The 18072-nt window shown below is 56.1% G+C and carries 14 protein-coding genes; 6 read left to right on the forward strand and 8 right to left on the reverse strand.

All coding sequences use genetic code 11. The features are described from left to right. Positions 1–148: 148 nt before the first annotated feature. Complete coding sequence (locus BLX42_RS24680) at positions 149–370, forward strand: hypothetical protein (protein ID WP_161872854.1); 222 nt, start codon at positions 149–151, stop codon at positions 368–370. Between the two features lie 83 nt (positions 371–453). Here the strand turns inward: BLX42_RS24680 and BLX42_RS24685 are convergent, their stop codons facing one another. The 3 genes from BLX42_RS24685 to BLX42_RS24695 are packed head-to-tail and all read right to left on the reverse strand — an operon-like array spanning position 454 to position 3270. Next, positions 454–1908 carry a glycosyltransferase family 39 protein gene (locus BLX42_RS24685; protein WP_004576008.1) on the reverse strand — a complete coding sequence of 485 codons (1455 nt, stop codon included), beginning with the start codon at positions 1906–1908 and terminating at the stop codon, positions 454–456. After that, entirely contained in the window at positions 1902–2885 is a 984-nt protein-coding gene (locus BLX42_RS24690; protein ID WP_024718166.1) for a glycosyltransferase family 2 protein, read from the reverse strand. The genes BLX42_RS24685 and BLX42_RS24690 overlap by 7 nt, the downstream gene beginning before the upstream one ends. After that, positions 2851–3270, reverse strand: a complete 420-nt coding sequence (locus tag BLX42_RS24695; protein ID WP_004576006.1) for a GtrA family protein — start codon at positions 3268–3270, stop codon at positions 2851–2853. The genes BLX42_RS24690 and BLX42_RS24695 overlap by 35 nt, the downstream gene beginning before the upstream one ends. 257 nt (positions 3271–3527) lie before the next feature. Here BLX42_RS24695 and BLX42_RS24700 point away from each other — a divergent pair, with 257 nt between their 5' ends. The 4 genes from BLX42_RS24700 (at position 3528) to BLX42_RS24715 (ending at position 7690) form a co-directional block, all read left to right on the forward strand. Next, entirely contained in the window at positions 3528–4496 is a 969-nt protein-coding gene (locus BLX42_RS24700; RefSeq protein WP_161872855.1) for a LysR family transcriptional regulator, read from the forward strand. A 210-nt stretch (positions 4497–4706) separates the two neighbouring features. Beyond that, positions 4707–6014, forward strand: coding sequence for an OprO/OprP family phosphate-selective porin (locus BLX42_RS24705; RefSeq protein WP_009395904.1), 1308 nt, complete (start codon positions 4707–4709; stop codon positions 6012–6014). Between the two features lie 298 nt (positions 6015–6312). Next, complete coding sequence (locus BLX42_RS24710) at positions 6313–7338, forward strand: hypothetical protein (protein ID WP_010951450.1); 1026 nt, start codon at positions 6313–6315, stop codon at positions 7336–7338. A 127-nt stretch (positions 7339–7465) separates the two neighbouring features. Next, positions 7466–7690, forward strand: a complete 225-nt coding sequence (locus BLX42_RS24715) for a hypothetical protein (protein ID WP_010951451.1) — start codon at positions 7466–7468, stop codon at positions 7688–7690. Positions 7691–7782: 92 nt separating this feature from the next. Here BLX42_RS24715 and BLX42_RS24720 read toward each other — a convergent pair whose 3' ends face one another. The 5 genes from BLX42_RS24720 to BLX42_RS24740 all read right to left on the reverse strand — a co-directional run bounded on the left by BLX42_RS24720 (position 7783) and on the right by BLX42_RS24740 (position 16245). Beyond that, on the reverse strand, positions 7783–9780 hold the full coding sequence (locus BLX42_RS24720) for a heavy metal translocating P-type ATPase (protein ID WP_041476521.1): 1998 nt from the start codon (positions 9778–9780) through the stop codon (positions 7783–7785). A 202-nt stretch (positions 9781–9982) separates the two neighbouring features. After that, a complete protein-coding gene (locus BLX42_RS24725; RefSeq protein WP_003253432.1) occupies positions 9983–10306 on the reverse strand; it encodes a DUF2790 domain-containing protein in 324 nt (107 codons plus the stop codon). 162 nt (positions 10307–10468) lie between these two features. Further along, a complete protein-coding gene (locus BLX42_RS24730) occupies positions 10469–13630 on the reverse strand; it encodes a CusA/CzcA family heavy metal efflux RND transporter (protein WP_010951454.1) in 3162 nt (1053 codons plus the stop codon). A gap of 24 nt (positions 13631–13654) precedes the next feature. Next, positions 13655–14905, reverse strand: a complete 1251-nt coding sequence (locus BLX42_RS24735) for an efflux RND transporter periplasmic adaptor subunit (protein WP_161872856.1) — start codon at positions 14903–14905, stop codon at positions 13655–13657. A gap of 68 nt (positions 14906–14973) precedes the next feature. Continuing rightward, the gene (locus tag BLX42_RS24740; RefSeq protein WP_135002145.1) at positions 14974–16245 is read right to left on the reverse strand and encodes a TolC family protein; all 1272 of its coding nucleotides are present in this window, start codon (positions 16243–16245) and stop codon (positions 14974–14976) included. A gap of 404 nt (positions 16246–16649) precedes the next feature. On the opposite strand from BLX42_RS24740, the gene BLX42_RS24745 reads away from it, so the two are divergent. Continuing rightward, positions 16650–17993, forward strand: a complete 1344-nt coding sequence (locus BLX42_RS24745) for an OprD family porin (protein WP_003253422.1) — start codon at positions 16650–16652, stop codon at positions 17991–17993. Positions 17994–18072 lie beyond the last annotated feature (79 nt).

The raw sequence follows: 18072 nt of genomic DNA on the forward strand, positions 1-18072 counted from the left end.
CCAGATTTTAAGATTTAACGCACCCTATCCGCTGCCAAAATTACGGAATTGTAATTATTGACTCACCTTGTCGTTAGCTTCGCGCTCCTAAACTACAAACCAACAAAGGCCGCTAATCAGGCAGGTCTAGTATGAACCGAGGTTCAAAATGAAATTTGTCAAATCTATCGCTATTGGCAGCCTGCTGCTGGGTCTCATGGGTACCGCTTACGCTGAAGGCGGCTTCGAGCGAGCGAAACAGTTCAACGAGAACTTCCGAACCGAACAGGCTCGCCTATGGAGCGATGACTCTTCGGACCAGAACAAACAACAAGTCGCTCAAGAGAAAAAGAAAGAAAGCAAGGATGGTAAGGAGCAAACCGACAATTAATCGGCGGTTATATAGGACTTCAAATGACGAAAGTAATCGACAAAAAAGCCAGGGTAAAAACCTGGCTTTTTTGTGCATGGAATTTAGCCTTCGTTCTTGCGAGGCGTTCCCGCATTGCTTTCTCCAGCCAGCCCCTCGGCACCTTGTACGGTACGTTTCCAATGGCAAAGCAGGAGCTGGCTGGCGTTCGCTTCGGTGATCGGGGTGCAAGCCAGATCAGCGGGCAGACCATCCTTGCTGTCTCGCAAGCGTCTGGACAGATAGAACGAGCCATCCTGCGGCCACTGGGCAGGATCCTTGATGTTCTCGGACTTCCCGCTGCTGTAAAACTCCGATGAGTATGAGCGGCGGCCAGGATAGATCAGGGGAGCAGAGTGAGCGGTCTGCACATTCAGCCACGCTTGAACCACATCTCGCTGATTCTGTGGTCGCTCTTCTAGTACTCCGGCGTAGATGATGCCCGCACCGATGATTGGCAACACTAAAGCGCTCGCAGCGGAAGCCCAGGTGGTCTTCGGGCCAACTTCGCTGATCCGTGCGGACAGCAGCAATGCCCAAGCTGGCAGTGCAGGTAGCAGGTAGGTCCACAGAATGTTGCCAGCGAATGTGAAGAAGACCGGTGTCGCCAAGGCCCAGAGCCATAGGTAGGCTTCGAAGCGCTGCATCGATCCACGCTTGCGGATCAGCAGTGGTAGGAACAAGGCCCATGGAAGGAGCGACAATCCGAGCTGGATCCAGATGGTGCCATATGGCTTTGCATGAGCACTGCCATACAGGTCGCCCGCCCAGTTACTGACGACGTAGCGGCTCCAGTGCTCACCAACGAAGAAGTACTCCATGAAGCCGGGCGTTTTCATCTCGGCCGCGACATACCAAGGCACGGATATACCGAACATAAGCACAAGGCCGCTGATCCAGGGAAGCTTCAGTACCCGTCCCCATTCCTTGTAGATAACGAACCAGGCGAATGCCGGCGCCCCCATAAGCACCAGGGTCAGCGGCCCTTTGGCAAGCAAGCCCAGCCCGAGACCTGCGAACATCAGGTAGGCATCCGCCTTGCTGGCGCACTTCATCCAACGCCAGAAACCGTAGCTGGCCAGCAGAATCGAGAACGACAAAACAGGGTCAGTCAGCACAACACCGCTGGAGACCAGGCCAAGGGTGGTGCTGGAAAAGATAATGGCAGCCCAGATTCCGGCGTTACGAGAAATCTGCTGCGTGCCGAGTTTGATGATGATGAAACAGCTTGCCAAGTGCAGTAGCCACGCTGGGAAACGCGCAGCGAACTCGTTAACACCGAAGACCGTCATGCTCGCGGCCTGGGTCCAGAAGGACAGCGGTGGCTTGCCCCAGAACGGTACCCCGTAATCGAACATAGGCGTGATCCAGTCATTCAACTCGACCATCTTGCGAGCCATTTCAGCGTAGCGAGCCTCCGATGTGTCCATCAATGGGTAGATGCCCAGCCCCACCAAACGCAATAGCAGTATCGAACCCAGGACCCACCACAGCGTCCTCTCGTTCTTCAGGCTCAGCATTTCTTACCCTCGATCGAAGCCATCGAAGGGTGGAGTGACACTGGATCCGCCTTGCTGCTATGCTTCAGGAAATAGAGAGGCCGGCGCTTCACTTCCGCGAGTGTCACGCCAAGGTACTCCCCCACCATGGCGACACCGACGCACATGAATGAAGCCATTCCGACGAGCAGGTGATGGATGTCGAAACTGCCAGCCACGAGCGACGCAAGCATGTAGCAGATGCTGGAGACGAAAAGTCCGAAACTGATGAGGCTGAAGATGCGCAGCGGTTTGCGAGAGAAGCTGACGATACTCTCGATGGCCAGATTGAACAGGCCAGCTGCATTCCACTTGGTGCTTCCGGCATGGCGAACAGTACGATTGTAGGGTAGTTCGATGGTACGAAAGCCTACCCAGCCAATCATGCCTTTGAGAATCCTGGAGCGCTCGTCCAGCGCCCGCAGTGCTGCCAGCGGAGCAGGTCCAATCAATCGGAAATCACTGACATCGGTCGGCATGTCCACCTTCTCCACCAGGCGATGCATGACCCAGTAGTATGCCCGGGCACTCATGCGCTTAAACCACGAATCACCGATTCTCAGGTTACGCTGCATGTTCACCACGTCGTAGCCGCGTTGCCAGTAGTCCACCATGGCCGCGATGAGCTCTGGTGGGTCCTGCAGGTCGACATCAATGAAGATCAGCGCACTGCCACGGGCATGGTCTATCCCGGCGCTCAGTGCAGCCTCTTTGCCGAAGTTGCGACTCAGAGACAGGTAACGTACAGATGACCCATCCTGATAGTGGCGAAGAATGTCGGCCGTCCGGTCTTTACTGCCGTCGTCGACATAGAGGATTTCGCAGGAGACGGATAATCGCTTCACCACGCGGGTGATGCGCTGGTGGAACTCGGGGATGGTTTCCTCTTCCTCGAAGCAAGGGACCACAATGGTTAACAACGGATCAGGGCGCTCGGGAAAGCGATGTAATGTCTGCATGATTGAATGTCCAAAAACGATGTGCAATGAATCCAAGTGCAGTGAGGCTTAAGGTCACTACGATTTGGGAGATGAGAGGTGACAGATTCGACTTGATGAGGACCCACATACCCACGCCATTGCCGAAGTTTGTGGCTAACACGACCAGTGCAAACCTGACAGGCTGAAACTTACGAGAGCCATCTGCCACAAAACAGAGCGCCCGATTTCCAATAAAGCTTGCAATGGCTCCAACCATGCCGCCACAGATACTGGCCAGCAACGGAGTAGCGAACTCTGTCGTAACCAGCACCAGGAACACCGCATAATGGAATCCCGTTGCTATGAAGCCGATTCCCAGATAACGAATCAGTAAGTTAATAAGAGGTTTGGTTTGATTGTCCATTGCCAAAGCCTATGGAGGCAAAGGTGAAAAAATAGTGAAATAAATGTAAATGCGCAATTAGCTGGATCCATATATGGCAAGAAATAAAGTGGCGCACTACGATAGCACGGCACAATATCAAAGGGATTACTTGAAAATTACGCTTTCGAAATAAAAGGCTTCCGATAACGTATGCATGACCTGTGGATTACAATGTTGAAAGCATAAGGAAATGCTGGGCATCATTGAGATAGATTCCCCGAATTAAGGGGGACCTAATGGTTACACAAAATGAAACATATTCAGGCAGCGTTGTTCCTTACAGTCCTGACATATTGGATGATCTGCCAATTGATGATCAGCTGGCCGTAGAGTTTTTTGCAACAGCACGTTGTGCCAGTTTCAAACAGGCTGCCCGAGGCCTCAATGTGCCAGTGGTAGGCCTTCGGAAACGCTTGGAAAAACTGGAAGAGCACATTGGTGCTCCTGTGTTTGTCTACAAACACAACAAGCTTGCCCTGACCCGCACAGGCGAGAGGGTCAGCCATTACCTGTGCCAGCTCTTCGGCCCAGACGGCCTTGGCAAGTCCGGTGAAAAGGAAGTCCCCAGGCTTACCATCGCGATCACAGAGCCAGTGCTGAACGACATCGTAAACCGCGATCTAGTCGCCTACGTGCGTGATCATGCCGAAATGCAGCTGGAAATCCATTCAGAATGCACAACGCAGATGCTTTCTGAGTGTGAAGTCGATGTGGGTATCGCTTTGGTGAGCCCAGATGATAAAGGCGCGCTTGATCGCCATCCTACGTATAGGTTTGAACGGCTTGGCCGGATTGGGCACGCCCTGTTCATTTCCAGCCGCTATTCAAGAAGCGTCACCCTTCCAGTGGAGAGCTTGGATTTGCACAACTTCATGCTCGTTGTCCCTTGGGATGAAGAGATCTTGGCGGGCTCACGAAAGTGGGCATCGATAATGGCTGAGCATCAGGGCGGTACCACTCGGGTCAAGAGCTACAACCTATCACGAGGCCTTGTCGTTGGCGGTGCGTGTATTGGAGTGCTGCCCGACTACAGCCGAAAACTGGAGAGAAATATCCTACCCGTGCCGGGTTTCCTGGACGACCTGGAGGAGAAAGATGTCTATCTTGTTATCAAAACGAAGCTTGTCCGCAATCCGCAGGTTTTGGAAATTCGAAGATTGATCAAGAAGAGCTTCTTTGATAAGAAGGACTGGCTTGTTCGGTAACAGTTTTGTTAGGTTTGAAACTCCTCCGTTAACACTACAGAAACACAACTGTCATATTCGCTTGCAACCTAGTCAGAGTGCTTAGAACAAAGGCATCTTGTTACAGCAGGTGACAACCGTGGCCTGCTCCCATCTGCAAGATAAATTTAGGCCGGCGCAGGGCGAAATATAACGTCGGTAGCTAAGCACTTAACATACGAGAGGCAAGCAATGATCCGTTCTTCGAACATGCGGGAAAAGCTGTTGGCTGCCGCAATAATAGGCACATTTTCCTCGCAAGCATTCTCCGGAACAGTAACCACTGACGGAGCTGACATCGTTCTGAAGACCAAGGGCGGTCTTGAAGTATCGACTTCTGACAAGGAATTCAGTTTCAAACTGGGCGGCCGAGTTCAGGCCGACTACGGCCGTTTCGATGGTGTCTTCACCAAGAATGGCGATACCGCTGACGCAGGCTACTTCCGTCGCGCCTACCTTGAGCTCGGTGGCGTGCTGTACCGCGACTGGAAGTATCAGCTCAACTACGACCTTTCCCGCAACACGGGCAACGACTCCGACGGCTACTTCGACGAAGCCAGCCTGACCTACACGGGTTTCAAGCCGGTGCAACTGCGCTTTGGCCGTTTCTACACCGACTTCGGTCTTGAGAAAGCCACCAGTTCGAAGTGGACCACCGCCATGGAGCGGAACCTCTCGTACGACCTGGCGGACTGGATCAACGACAACGCCGGCATGGGTGTTCAAGCCACCAGCACCATCGCTGACATGGCTTATGTTTCCGGTAGCGTTTTCAGCGAAACCAATAACAACTCGGATGGCGACAGCACCAAGCGCTACAACGTACGTGGCGTGTTCGCACCGCTGCACAGTGATGGCAACGTCCTGCACGTCGGTGCTCAGTACGCTTACCGCGACCTCAAAAACAGTGCGGTCGATACCCGGATTCGTTCGCGTCTGGGCGTCCGCGGTGTAGATACCAATGGCGGCGGCGATGCCGGCACCAACGGCAACCGCATGCTGTTTGGCGGTGCTGCTGCACAAGATGGCCTGTGGAAGGACGACTCGGTCTGGGGTCTCGAAGGTGCCTGGGCCACCGGCCCGTTCTCGGTTCAAGCGGAATACCTTCGCCGCAAGCTGAAAGCTGACCAGGCCAACAACGACATGAAGGCCTCCGGTTACTACGCCCAGATGGCTTACACCCTGACCGGCGAGCCGCGTATCTACAAGCTCGATGGTGCCAAGTTCGACACTATCAAACCAGAGAACAAGGAACTGGGGGCCTGGGAAGTCTTCTACCGCTTTGACGATATCAAGGTCGAAGACGGCAACCTGGTCACCGCGGCGGACCAATCGAACGAGCGCAAGGCCAAGAGCCACACGGTGGGTGTGAACTGGTACGTCAACGAGGCGGTGAAAGTCAGTGCCAACTACATCAACGTGCGCACCGACAACAACGAGAACACCGTGGGCGACGACAGCGGCAATGCCATCGTGACCCGCCTGCAATACGTCTTCTGATCCCTCTCATCAGTCTGACGTGAGAAAGCCGGAAGCGCTCAACGTGCTTCCGGCTTTCCTGTTTCTGGAGGTGATCAAGCATGGAGCGCCCTCCTCCTACCTGCTTTCGCTTACCGATGACCGCTCTTGCCAAAGCTCGGCGAATCTGATGTGATTGCCGCGTCGGGCTTTGCATGGTGGCCGTGCAAGCAAATCAAACCTGACTCCTATTCATGATTGAACCTGATTCGACGTCCAGCTTCGCGTCTAACGGCCCTACAAGCGCAGCTACCCCAACGTCGCTCATTAGGGGATAGTCATGCCTGCAAAAAAGCTGCTTCAACCTCTCGCTGCTCAGCTGCACGCCTCGTTCTCGGCTTCTGGCCGCCCGTACTCTCATCTGCACCTCCACCAGCTGTTCCACGCGGCCATCGGCTCCGTTGCACCGCAAGTTGCCATCCAAGACAAGCTGCCAATTCAGGTCTGTCGTGACAACGAGACACGGCAGTACAACCTCTACGCGGCGGTCGAGCGGGCGAAAACGTGCTTAGGATTGACCGATCTTCAAGCAGTCGGTGTGGCTGAAGAAGTCATTGAGGTGCTACGAACTGCGGGAATCGGCGTGAACCAGGTTCGCCTGCTCCTTGACCCCTCCTTCAGCTCGAAGACTCGCAAAAAGGCCTTCAAGGCTCTCTGCAAGAACCTGGATCTGAACGAGCTAGGCGATCGCTTCGTCCCCAAGACTGCCACGTTGGCCATCGCTGCTGGTATTGCGCCGCCTCCCAAAATGTCGTGGAAGGATCGCTTCGCCCTGGCTGCAAATTCCCCCATGCGGGGGCCAAGCGAGCTCATCAGCATGGTCAACCGGGATGAGTGTTATCTGTGGGTATTCCCACCGACTGACCATCATGCGACGGCTCCAGCGACGCATGACCGTTTCTTTGGTGAAAAGACCCACCCGAGCGCAGAAATGGGCATGGGGTTCAGCATCATCGATTCCGGCTGGACCCGCCCCAAGTACCCGCTATCCAGGCAGTCACAAGAGACCTTCATCCAGTATTCGCTTTCTGCGCCGATGTGGTCCTGGCGCGCACAAAGTGACACCTGGCGCCTGGGAAACATCCTGCGTTCAAGAATCCTTGACGGGGCTCCTTGGCATAACGAGCCTCTGAGTGACGTGCTTCCGAGCGGCCTTAAATCCCTGCCCCGGATCTATGGGTGCGAAACCTGCCGAACGCTGTTCATTGAGAATCACAGCGACTACCCGGATGTACCCACTCAGTGCCAATGCGGTGAGGCGAGCAGCACGGGTGACCAAAACGAGTCATCTGCTCTCAATAGCTGATTTTCCTTACGGTGGCGGGCTGAGCCCCCCGTTAGGGATTGGCTATGGGAGCGGGATTCGCTCACCCCAAACCTGAAGGCGCCGCCACCTAACCGAGCGATATGAGCTGAATGCTCGCGGAGTAGATATGCAAAAGAGTAAAAACAAACAGGACACCCTGGCGGCGATCAATGCGCTTGTCGAGATTGCGTATGATCAGGGATTTGCGGACGGACACGGAGTCGGCAATCAAGTCGGTTTCGTAGCCGGTGTCATGAGCCTCAAAGCTGCATTGGCCTGCGGCTTACGGCATGGCTCACCTGAGTGCGGAAAGGCCCTTGAAAGCCTCAAGCGCATCGGGATCGACGAGTGAGAGAAAAGTACGGGTCGTGCGCTGATCGCGCACGACCCGTACTTCTACTTCAGGTCATTTCCCTGCTTAGCTTCATGATTGAAGCTCAGGGATCAGGTGCTTCTGCGGTAGGCCAACAGGCGCAAGGCGTTGAAGACGACCAACAGTGTGGAGCCCTCATGGATCGCAACAGCGGCACCAATGCTCAAGCCCATGATGGTGGACGGAACCAGGATGGCCACAATCCCCAAGCTGACGAACAGATTCTGGTGGATGATCGATCGCGTGTGACGGCTCAGCCCCACCGCAAATGGGAGTTGCCTGATGTCGTCAGCCATAAGCGCGATATCAGCCGTTTCCAGGGCAACATCAGATCCAGCAGCCCCCATTGCGATACCAACGCTCGAACTGGCCATGGCAGGGGCATCATTGACGCCGTCACCCACCATGGCCACCTTGGCGCTAAGGCGCAGGTTTTTGATGGCCTTGACCTTGTCTTCCGGCATCAGGTCTCCCCACGCTTCATCTAAGCCAACTTGTTTGGCTACAGCCTCTGCAACGCGGTTGTGGTCTCCAGAAATCATGACCATGCGTTCGATGCCCATCTCTCTAAGCTTCTGGAGTGCCTCTTTGGCCCCCTCCCGGGGTGTGTCCAATAGCCCGATAGCGCCCAGATCCTTGTCAGCACGCCGTACCACCATGGTGGTACGGCCTGACTGACGTAGACGCTCCGCAGCCTCCAGGGCTGCCTTGCTGAGTGCGGGAATACCATTGGTACCGAACATCTCGACCTTGCCAATCCAGACGAACTGCCCATCAAGCTCAGCACGCACGCCGCGGCCAATCATGTTGCTCATGTTCTTGGCTTGGAATCGGCACCGTGTGCCAATCATCTCTTCACCGTCACGCACAATTGCCGCAGCCAGCGGATGGTCGCTCATCGACTCCACAGCGATGGCGACGTTTAGCAGATCCTCGATCTGCGTGCCGCCTATGGGTATTACATCGGTGATACGTGGGCGCCCTTCGGTCAGGGTACCGGTCTTGTCGAATGCCATGGCATTCAATGATCCAAGCTCTTCAAGTGGCGCACCGCCCTTGATCAGCACGCCACCTCGGGCTGCCCTGGCGATGCCAGAGAGAATGGCGCTTGGTGTAGCGATCGCGAGCGCGCAGGGGCTGGCTGCAACCAGTACGGCCATCGCCCGGTAGAACGAGTCACGGAACGGCTCGTCAAGGAAAATGCCGGCAAATAGCAGCCCGACTACCAGCAGTAAAACCAACGGGACGAATATGCGTTGGAAGCGGTCCGTGAATCGCTGGGTCGGTGACTTCCTGACTTCGGCTTCACTGACCATCTTGATGACCCGCGCCAAGGTACTCTCCGTAGAGCGCCGGGTTACCTCAACCTCGATGAGCGTTTCGCCATTGATGGTACCGGCGAAGACTTTCGAGGCTGCATCCACTGCATCTGGCTTGCTGCGTGCGAGTTCGGCATCAGGAACAGGTTGCTTGTCCACGGGGACGCTCTCACCGGTTACTGGCGCCTGGTTGATACTTGAGGAGCCTACGACTACAAAACCATCGGCCGGCAGGCGGTCATTGGGGCGCACGATGACAACGTCACCGGGAACCAGCAGCTCCACGGGCATCTCCACCGTGCCATTTGCTCTGCGTACGATCGCGGTGGCTGGTGCGAGCTTGGACAGTGCCTCAATCGCTTTCTTGGCCCGCCCCATCGCGTAGCTTTCAAGGGAATGCCCCAGACTGAACAGGAACAGCAGCAGAGCCCCCTCCGCCCAGGCGCCGATGCTCGCGGCACCGACTGCGGCGAGAAGCATCAGCGAGTCGATCTCGAAGCGTTTCTGACGGATGTTGGTAACCGCTTCCTTAGTGGTGAACCATCCACCGAACACGTAGGCCGACACGTACAGAATCAGAGGCAGACGATCAATCAGGCCAAGTTTTCCTGCGAGAGCTCCGGCACCCAGGAGAGCACCACAGATCAGCGCGAAAATCAGCTCTGTGTTCATTCCAAAAATGCCGCCATGCTCATGGCTATGACCTTCATGCCCGGCTTGGTCATCAGGGCGTTCAAGCAAACTCTTCATAACTCGTCCCTTCTGGGGTCAAGGCTTCCAATTGCCCTCTGCAGTTGGGGAGCCGTCTCTGTTGGTTGGCTAAGATCTATTGCACGGTTTGCCCGAGCCCAGGCGTTAACATTTCGAAGCTATGGGGTATCGGGCGTAATAAAAAATGCCAGGCACTGCCTGGCATTTATGAATTCTCTAATTGTTCTGTTCAAATCGTTTACTACTTGTTGTTGATGCATTGCGAATACATCGAGTAACGAACAGTCTTGAGCGTGCCCTGGGAGTCCTCGAAGGTCATCAACCGTGGATAGACCTGGCAGGTACGGGGGTCCTGCGACTGACGTACGAATTTCGCAACGTCTATCTTCATGCCATATTTGTAATCCTGAATCTCTGGCATTGGCTTGCCATTTTTCTCCGCGTACTTGGCCACTGCGGTCTGGTGTTCCTTGGTGTATTGAAGCTGCTTGCTCTCGGAGAAAGTGTTGGCCTGCGAAGCCACCGAGAAAACAACAAGTGCAGCAGCGATAATTAGCTTTTTCATAAAACCCTCTCAATTTCAAAACTTCTCGGGCGTAACCTTAGCAATGCATAGGCATCACCGGCATGACGAGAAACTTACAATTTTGAAAGGTAAGTGCATCTACTTCACTTTAAACAAAAAAGCCCACAACACGTGTTGTGGGCTTCTCTTTAGCGGAGGCTGTTAGCTAACCACTTCGGCCTCGTCGCCGTCTTCATCCTTGCGGTGTGCCCAGTGATACAGGGCAGGCAGTACCAGCAAGGTCAGTGCGGTGGAGGACAGGATCCCGCCAATCACCACCGTCGCCAATGGCCGCTGAACTTCGGCACCGGTGCCGGTGGCCAAAGCCATCGGGATGAAGCCCAGGGACGCTACCAAGGCTGTCATCAGAACAGGTCGCAGACGGGTCAATGCACCTTCATCGACTGCCTGTCTGAGCGTTCGTCCCTCCTCCCTTAGCCCGCGGATGAAGGCAATCATCACCAGGCCGTTCAGTACTGCAACGCCGGACAGTGCAATGAAGCCGACACCTGCCGAGATCGACAGTGGGATGTCCCGCAGCCACAACGCCACAACACCACCGGTGAGTGCGAATGGAATACCGGTGAAGACCAGCATGCCGTCCTTCAGGTTGTTGAACATCAGGAACAACAAGGTCATGACCAGCAGCAAGGCGACTGGAACAACGATCTGCAGGCGTTTGGCAGCCGACTGCAGCTGCTCGAACTGGCCCCCCCAAGTCGTCCAGTAGCCCGCAGGGATTTGCACCTTCTTGTCCAGCGATGCGGTCGCCTCCTCAACGAAGGACCCCAGATCGCGGCCTCGAACGTTGGCGCTGACGATAACCAGACGTTTGCCGTTCTCGCGGCTGATTTGGTTCGGGCCCAGTTGCAGGTCCAGATTGGCGACCTGGGACAGCGGGATGAAGCCGATCTGATTGGCACCCTGTGCCGCATTGGCAGGTACCGGGATCAGCAAGCTGGACATACCCGCTACGTCGGTGCGAACGGTCTCTGGTAGGCGTACTACCATGTCGAACCGACGGTCGCCCTCATACAGCGTGCCGGCCTGACGGCCACCCACGGCGATAGCGATCGAGTTCTGAACATCCGCGATGTTCAGGCCGTAGCGTGCTGCTTTTTCGCGGTCAATGTTGATGGTCAGCACCGGCAGGCCGGATGTCTGCTCAACTTTCACTTCCGATGAGCCCGGGACCGCTTTGAGCGCTGCCGCGATCTTGTTGGCGGTGTTGTTGAGCACGTCCATGTCATCGCCGAAGACTTTCACAGCGACGTCACTACGCACGCCCGAAATCAGCTCGTTGAAACGCAGTTGGATTGGCTGCGACAACTCGTAGTTGCTTCCTGGAACACCCGCTGCGGCCTTCTGCACTTCAGCAATCAGCTCATCACGAGGCTTCTTCGGGTTAGGCCACTGATCCTGAGGCTTGAGCATGATGTAGGCGTCAGAGGCGTTCGGCGGCATCGGGTCAGATGCAATTTCTGCGGTACCCGAGCGTGCGAACATCCGCTCAACTTCAGGCACCTGCGCAATCACCGCTTTCTCCAGACGCTGCTGCATCTCGACAGATTGAGTGAGGCTCGTTCCAGGCACACGCATGGCCTGCATCGCAAAGTCACCCTCACTGAGGCTTGGGATGAACTCGCTACCCATACGACTTGCCAGCAAACCACTGAGCACGACCAAGGCTACTGCGGCCGAGAAAGCGATGTTCCGATGTCCCAGCACCCATTGCAGAACCGGTTCATAGCGCAGTCGAGCTGTGCGCATGACCACGCCTTCCTCTTCCTTCACCTTGCCAGTGACGAACATGGCAATAGCTGCAGGAACAAAGGTAACGGACAGGACCATTGCACCCAGCAGCGCCATCACAACGGTGAAGGCCATCGGGTGGAACATTTTGCCTTCGACGCCGGTGAGGGCGAAGATCGGCAGGTACACCACCATGATGATCAGCTGACCGAAGATCAGCGGCCGGCGAGCTTCTCGCGCCGCGGCAAAGACCTCGTGGAAGCGTTCGGTTTTGGTGAGCATGCGGCCATGCTTATGTTGCGCATGAGCCAGTCGACGGATCGCGTTTTCTACAATAACCACGGCACCGTCGACGATGATGCCGAAGTCGAGTGCCCCCAAACTCATTAAGTTGGCACTGACCTTGTTGTTGAACATGCCTGTGAAGGTGAACAGCATGGACAGCGGAATCACCATCGCGGTGATCAGAGCCGCACGGATGTTGCCGAGGAACAGGAACAGAATGGCGATAACCAGGATCGCGCCTTCCACCAGGTTCTTCTTCACCGTCGCGATGGCTTTTTCAACCAGGTTGGTACGGTCGTAAACAGTCACAGCCACCACGCCCTTTGGCAGGGTGCGGTTGATGTCCGCCAATTTGGCGGCGACAGCTTGAGATACGGTGCGGCTGTTTTCACCAATCAGCATGAACACGGTACCGAGCACGACTTCGCGGCCGTTCTCAGTAGCAGCACCTGTACGGAGCTCTTTACCGATGCTGACGTCAGCAACGCTGCTGATGCGAATCGGTGCACCATCCACACTGGTGATCACGATGTTGGCGATGTCTTCGATATTGCCTACCTGACCCGGTGCACGGATGAGCAACTGTTCACCATTACGCTCGATGTAGCCGGCACCGACGTTGGCGTTGTTACTTTCCAACGCTGCGACCAGGTCATTGAGTGTCAGCTTGTAGGTAGCCAGGCGCTTTGGATCCGGCGCAACCAGGAACTGCTTGGCATAACCGCCGATGGTATTGATCTCGGCCACACCCGGGACGTTACGCAGCTGAGGCTTGATGATCCAGTCCTGGATCACGCGCAGGTCGGTCGGGGTGTACGGCGTACCGTCCTCTTTGACCGCGCCATCTTCGGCTTCAACAGTCCACAGGAAGATCTCGCCGAGGCCGGTAGATACCGGACCCATGACGGCCTCTACACCTTCTGGCAGCTGTTCCTTCGCAACCTGCAGCCGCTCGTTGATCAACTGGCGGGCAAAGAAGATGTCAGTGCCATCCTTGAAGATCACGGTGACCTGAGACAGGCCAGAGCGAGACAGGGAACGGGTCTGCTGAAGGCCCGGGAGACCGGCCATGGCCGTTTCAACTGGAAACGTGATCCGTTGTTCGGTTTCCAAGGGCGAGTAACCAGGCGCTGCAGTGTTGATCTGCACCTGGACGTTGGTGATATCGGGTACCGCATCGATGGGCAGCTTTTGATAGCTGTAGATACCGATACCCGCCATGATCAGAACGGCGATCATTACTACGATGCGCTGCTCGATGGCGAATCTGATGATACGTTCAAACATGAGAAATCATCCTGTCAGTTCGCATCAGTGACCGTGTTCGGCAGAAGCTTTGCCGAGCTCGGACTTGAGTGTGAAGCTGCCACTGGTTGCTACCTGGGCGCCGGCTTCAATACCGTCGATGATTTCCACGTACCCATTGTCGCGGCGACCCAGTTTTACCGGGCGGGTGTCAAAGCCATCTGGGGTGCGTACGAATACCGAAGGTTTGTCTTCAACGGTCTGCACAGCGTGCTCAGGGACCGCTACGGCAACTCGATCGGTCTGGGAGGTGACCGCAATGTTTACGAACAGGCCTGGACGCCAGGCGCCGTTGGGGTTGGTCAAGGTGACGCGGACAGTAGCTGCACGGTTTTGCTCGCCCAGCAGGCTGCCGACATAACCCACCTTCCCTCCGACCTCGACGTTCATGTCAGGCGAAGAGACTTTCACTGCACGGCCAGTCGTGACCTTGCCCAGATCTGTCGGCGGAACTGCGAAGGTCGCCCAGACCTGATTCAGGTCGGAAAGGATGAAGGCGTTGGTCGCCTCGCTGACGACTTCGCCGACGGTCAGGTGTTTCTCCACTACCACGGCGTCGAAGGGAGCGCGGAGCTCGTAACGATTACCGCCAACGGAGTTAACCGAGGCACCGATTGCGCCGACCTTCTGCTTGGCGTTGGCCAAGGAGATCTCCGCTTCTTGCAGCGCTTGGCGTGCTTGGAGGTAGTCTTGCTCTGCAGAGATCTTGTCCTGCCACAGTTGCTTCTCACGTTCGAAGGTCACACGCGCCAGTTCGACGCGACGCTGTGCGGCCTGTTGTTCGCTGCGCAGGTCAGAGATCTGCTGGCTGGCGATTACCGCGAGGACTTGCCCTTTCTTGACCGTCTCGCCCAGGTTGGCCTGGACAGCCTCAACAACGCCAGGAACACGAGGAACCACGTGGGCAGTACGATCTTCGTCGAAGCGAATTTCGCCAGGGAAGCTCACGACGGTACCGAGGTCACGAGGCGCTGCAGCTTCCAGGGCAACACCAGCGGCCTTGATCTGTTCAGCGCTGAGCGTCAGCTTGCCCTCTTCTTCACCGCCCTCTTCGCTGTGGCCTTCTTCACCATGGCCCTCATCACCTTCCTCTTTGGCGGCAGATGCGGCTTTCTTTTCGTCGCCATGGCCATCGTTAGCGCCATGCTCGGCAGTACTGGCGGCCTGCTGTCCGGAACTGTTGTTCCAGGCAAGGCTGCCAAATCCGAGGGCTGCCACAGCGGCTACCGCGAGGGCGATCTTGCGTTTGTTATCCATTGCTACTCCTGCTGATCGTAGGCACCGGCTTGTTCAAGGCTGTGTGCCGAAGAAAATGTTTGGCCCGTTCAGCGAGTGCCGGCGGTTGAGCCGACTTCGCCATAAACCCTTTCCACCTGCGCACGCGCATTGGTCGCCGCTGCCAACGATTCGAGGTATTGGCCACGAGCGACGATCAAGGTGCGCTGGGCATCCAGCACTTCGATGAAACCGAATTTGCCCATCTCGAAGCCGCGGGTTGCGGTCTCTACGGCTTGTTGGGCTGAAGGCAGAATGGTCTTGTCGTAGGACTCGACCTCCTGCATGGCGGTGGACCATTGGTTCAACGCGGTTTGGGTTTCGGTGCGCAGGCGCAGCTCAACAGCATTGCGCTGGTCCCGGGCCTGATCTGCACGACGAGAAGCGGAAAGAATGTTGCCCTGGTTACGATCGAACAGCGGCAAAGGGATAGACAGGCCCACAGTGTTGACCCGCTCGCGCACAGAGCGGTCGTACTGGCTACCTACACTGACAGTAAGGTTCGGGATACGCTGAGCTTTCTCTGAGCCGAGCGAGGCATCGCTCTTGTCTATCTGCACCACGGCCTGACGCATTTCTGCTGTTTGGTCGAGCTTAGCCAGCAGATCTTCAGTGCGAGGTGGCAAGCCCGGGGAGAGGGTTGGCGATTCGAGTCGATCAAACACGGTGACTGAGCTCCCGGTAATTTGAGCGAGCTGTTGGTAAGCGGTCGCTTTTTCCGTTTCTGCACGTCGAACTTGCAGCTGGGCTTCGGCCAGTTGCACTTGAGCGCGGGTCGCCTCCACTGGGGACGACTTACCTGCGCGAACACGGCCATCGACGATGCGAAGACCGCGCTCAGTCAGTTCGAGAGATTGCTTGGCCAGGTCGAGACCTGTCTGGGCCCGCAACGCGGCGTAAAAGGCTTGGACGACATCTGCACGCAGGCCGTTAACGCGACGGTCTAACTCAAGCTGTGCGGCGGTCTGCCCGTATGTGGCGACGTCAACACGAGCCCCCCGCTTACCGCCCAGCTCAAGGGTCTGGCTGAGAGAGACAGTCGTCTGGCTGGTGTTACGACGGGTGTCTTCCACGTCATACGAGATTGTGGGGTTGGGGATAAGCCCGGCCTGCTTGCGAGCACCATCAGCGATCCCAATTTCTTGCCTGGCCGCGGCCAGGTCTGGGTTGGCATCCATGGCCGTCGAAAGCGCCTGGGGCAAGCTGATGCTTTGGGCAAGGGCTGCAGGCGCCATCAACCCAGAGATGACTGCACAGAGTGCAGCGATCTTCCAGGGCGAGACGGGGGTCTTGGGTAAGACATTGCGGTTATACCGGGGCACTTTGATGGTCCTCGTGCACAAACTTCGATAAAGCTTGGCGAGAACGCCGAAACAGCTGCCAAGCCCCACTTGATTAGGTGATGGCACTCTAATGAGCGGTAGCTATCAGAGGGGTGGCTAGAAAATTACAATTTCGTAAGAAAGCTTTGTAATGCCCGTAAATACTGGGAAACCCAACCCGACACGATGATTTCGATACAAGCAACAGAGATGGCAAACACGCGGTGCGAAGGTGCCGAATAACAGGTAGATGACGAAATTGTAATTGTCCTATCACCCTCCCGTTATCTTCGGCCTGCAAATATGAGCTCGCGCTACGCTAGGCGCGCCGCCGGGTCAGAACAACTAACGACACCCGCGCCGGTAAACATAATAAAAACTGCCGTGAATCAAAGGAGCATCGGATGAAAATCAAAGTACCACTGTATTTGGCGGCAGTTTCTGCGCTGTCTGGAAGCTATGCTATTTCGGCACAAGCTGAAGACAAGCCAGAAGGCTTCATTGAAGGCAGCAGCCTTACAGTGTTGAACCGTAACTTCTACTTCAACCGTGATAACCGCGACAGCACCGCCCCCACTTACAACAGTGGCAAGGGCAATACGAACGGCTACTCCGAAGCCTGGGCGCACGCGATCATCAGCAAATTCAACTCCGGGTTTACCCAAGGTACCGTTGGCTTTGGCGTTGATGCCTTTGCCATGATCGGCCTCAAGCTCGACACCGGTGATGGGCGCAACGGCGGCCGTAGCTCCTTCGACGTGCTGCCCGTTGATAACAAGGGTGAAGCTCGCGACGAATACACCAAGGTCGGCGGCGCAGCCAAAGTCCGCTTGTTCGATACCATCGTGAAAGTGGGTGATGTCTTCCCATCGACCCCGGTCGTCGCATCGGGTGACTCTCGCCTGCTGCCAGAGAGTTTCCGCGGTGTGACCGTTGAGAACACCAGCATCCAGGGCCTTACCCTCCAGGGTGGTCGTCTGCATGCGATGAGCCAGCCGGTCTCAAGCAACCTGAACGACAACTTCGTGACGTTCTACGGCGGCCCGGTCAACTCGCCATGGATCGGTTACGGTGGCGGTGACTACTCGATCAACGACAACTGGACTGTGAGCGTCTACGCCAGCCAGCTGAAAGACGTCTGGAATCAGTACTACGCCGGCACAAGCGTGGTTTACCCGCTGAGCGACGATCTGGCGCTGATCGGTGGCTTCAACTACTACAAAGCCGTAGATGAAGGTAAGAAGCGCCTGGGTGAATTCGACAACAACATCTGGAGTGCCAAGGTCGGTGTGCGTTACGGTGCCCACACCCTGGCCCTGTCGCATCAGCGCAACAACGGCGACGACGATTTCGACTACCTGCGTCAGTCGGACTCGATTTTCGTCGACAACTCCATCCAGTACAGCGACTTCAACTCGCCGAAAGAGCGTTCCTGGATGCTGCGCTATGACCTGAACTTCACCAGCTACGGCATTCCAGGCCTGACGTTCATGACGCGCTACGCCAGAGGCTCGGGTGCGGATTACTCGAACGCTAACCAGTTCTACATGCGCACCGACGACAACGGCAACCCGCTCGACAATCAGAAGCGTTGGGAGCGTGACGTCGAAGTCAAATACGTTGTCCAAACCGGTCCGGCAAAAGATCTGTCCTTCCGGTTGCGCCAGGCAACCACGCGTGCCACTGCTTTCGAATCGGATCTGGATGAAACTCGTGTAATCATCGAGTACCCGCTTTCGATTCTGTAATTCGCTAACTGGGCCAGTTATCCATTGGCGGGTCCTGTTAGTAAAACGAGCATTACGCATTCACCTTGAGTGGCTTAAG

This window comes from Pseudomonas sp. SG-MS2 (assembly GCF_009933855.1).
Taxonomy (GTDB): Bacteria; Pseudomonadota; Gammaproteobacteria; order Pseudomonadales; family Pseudomonadaceae; genus Aquipseudomonas; species Aquipseudomonas putida_E.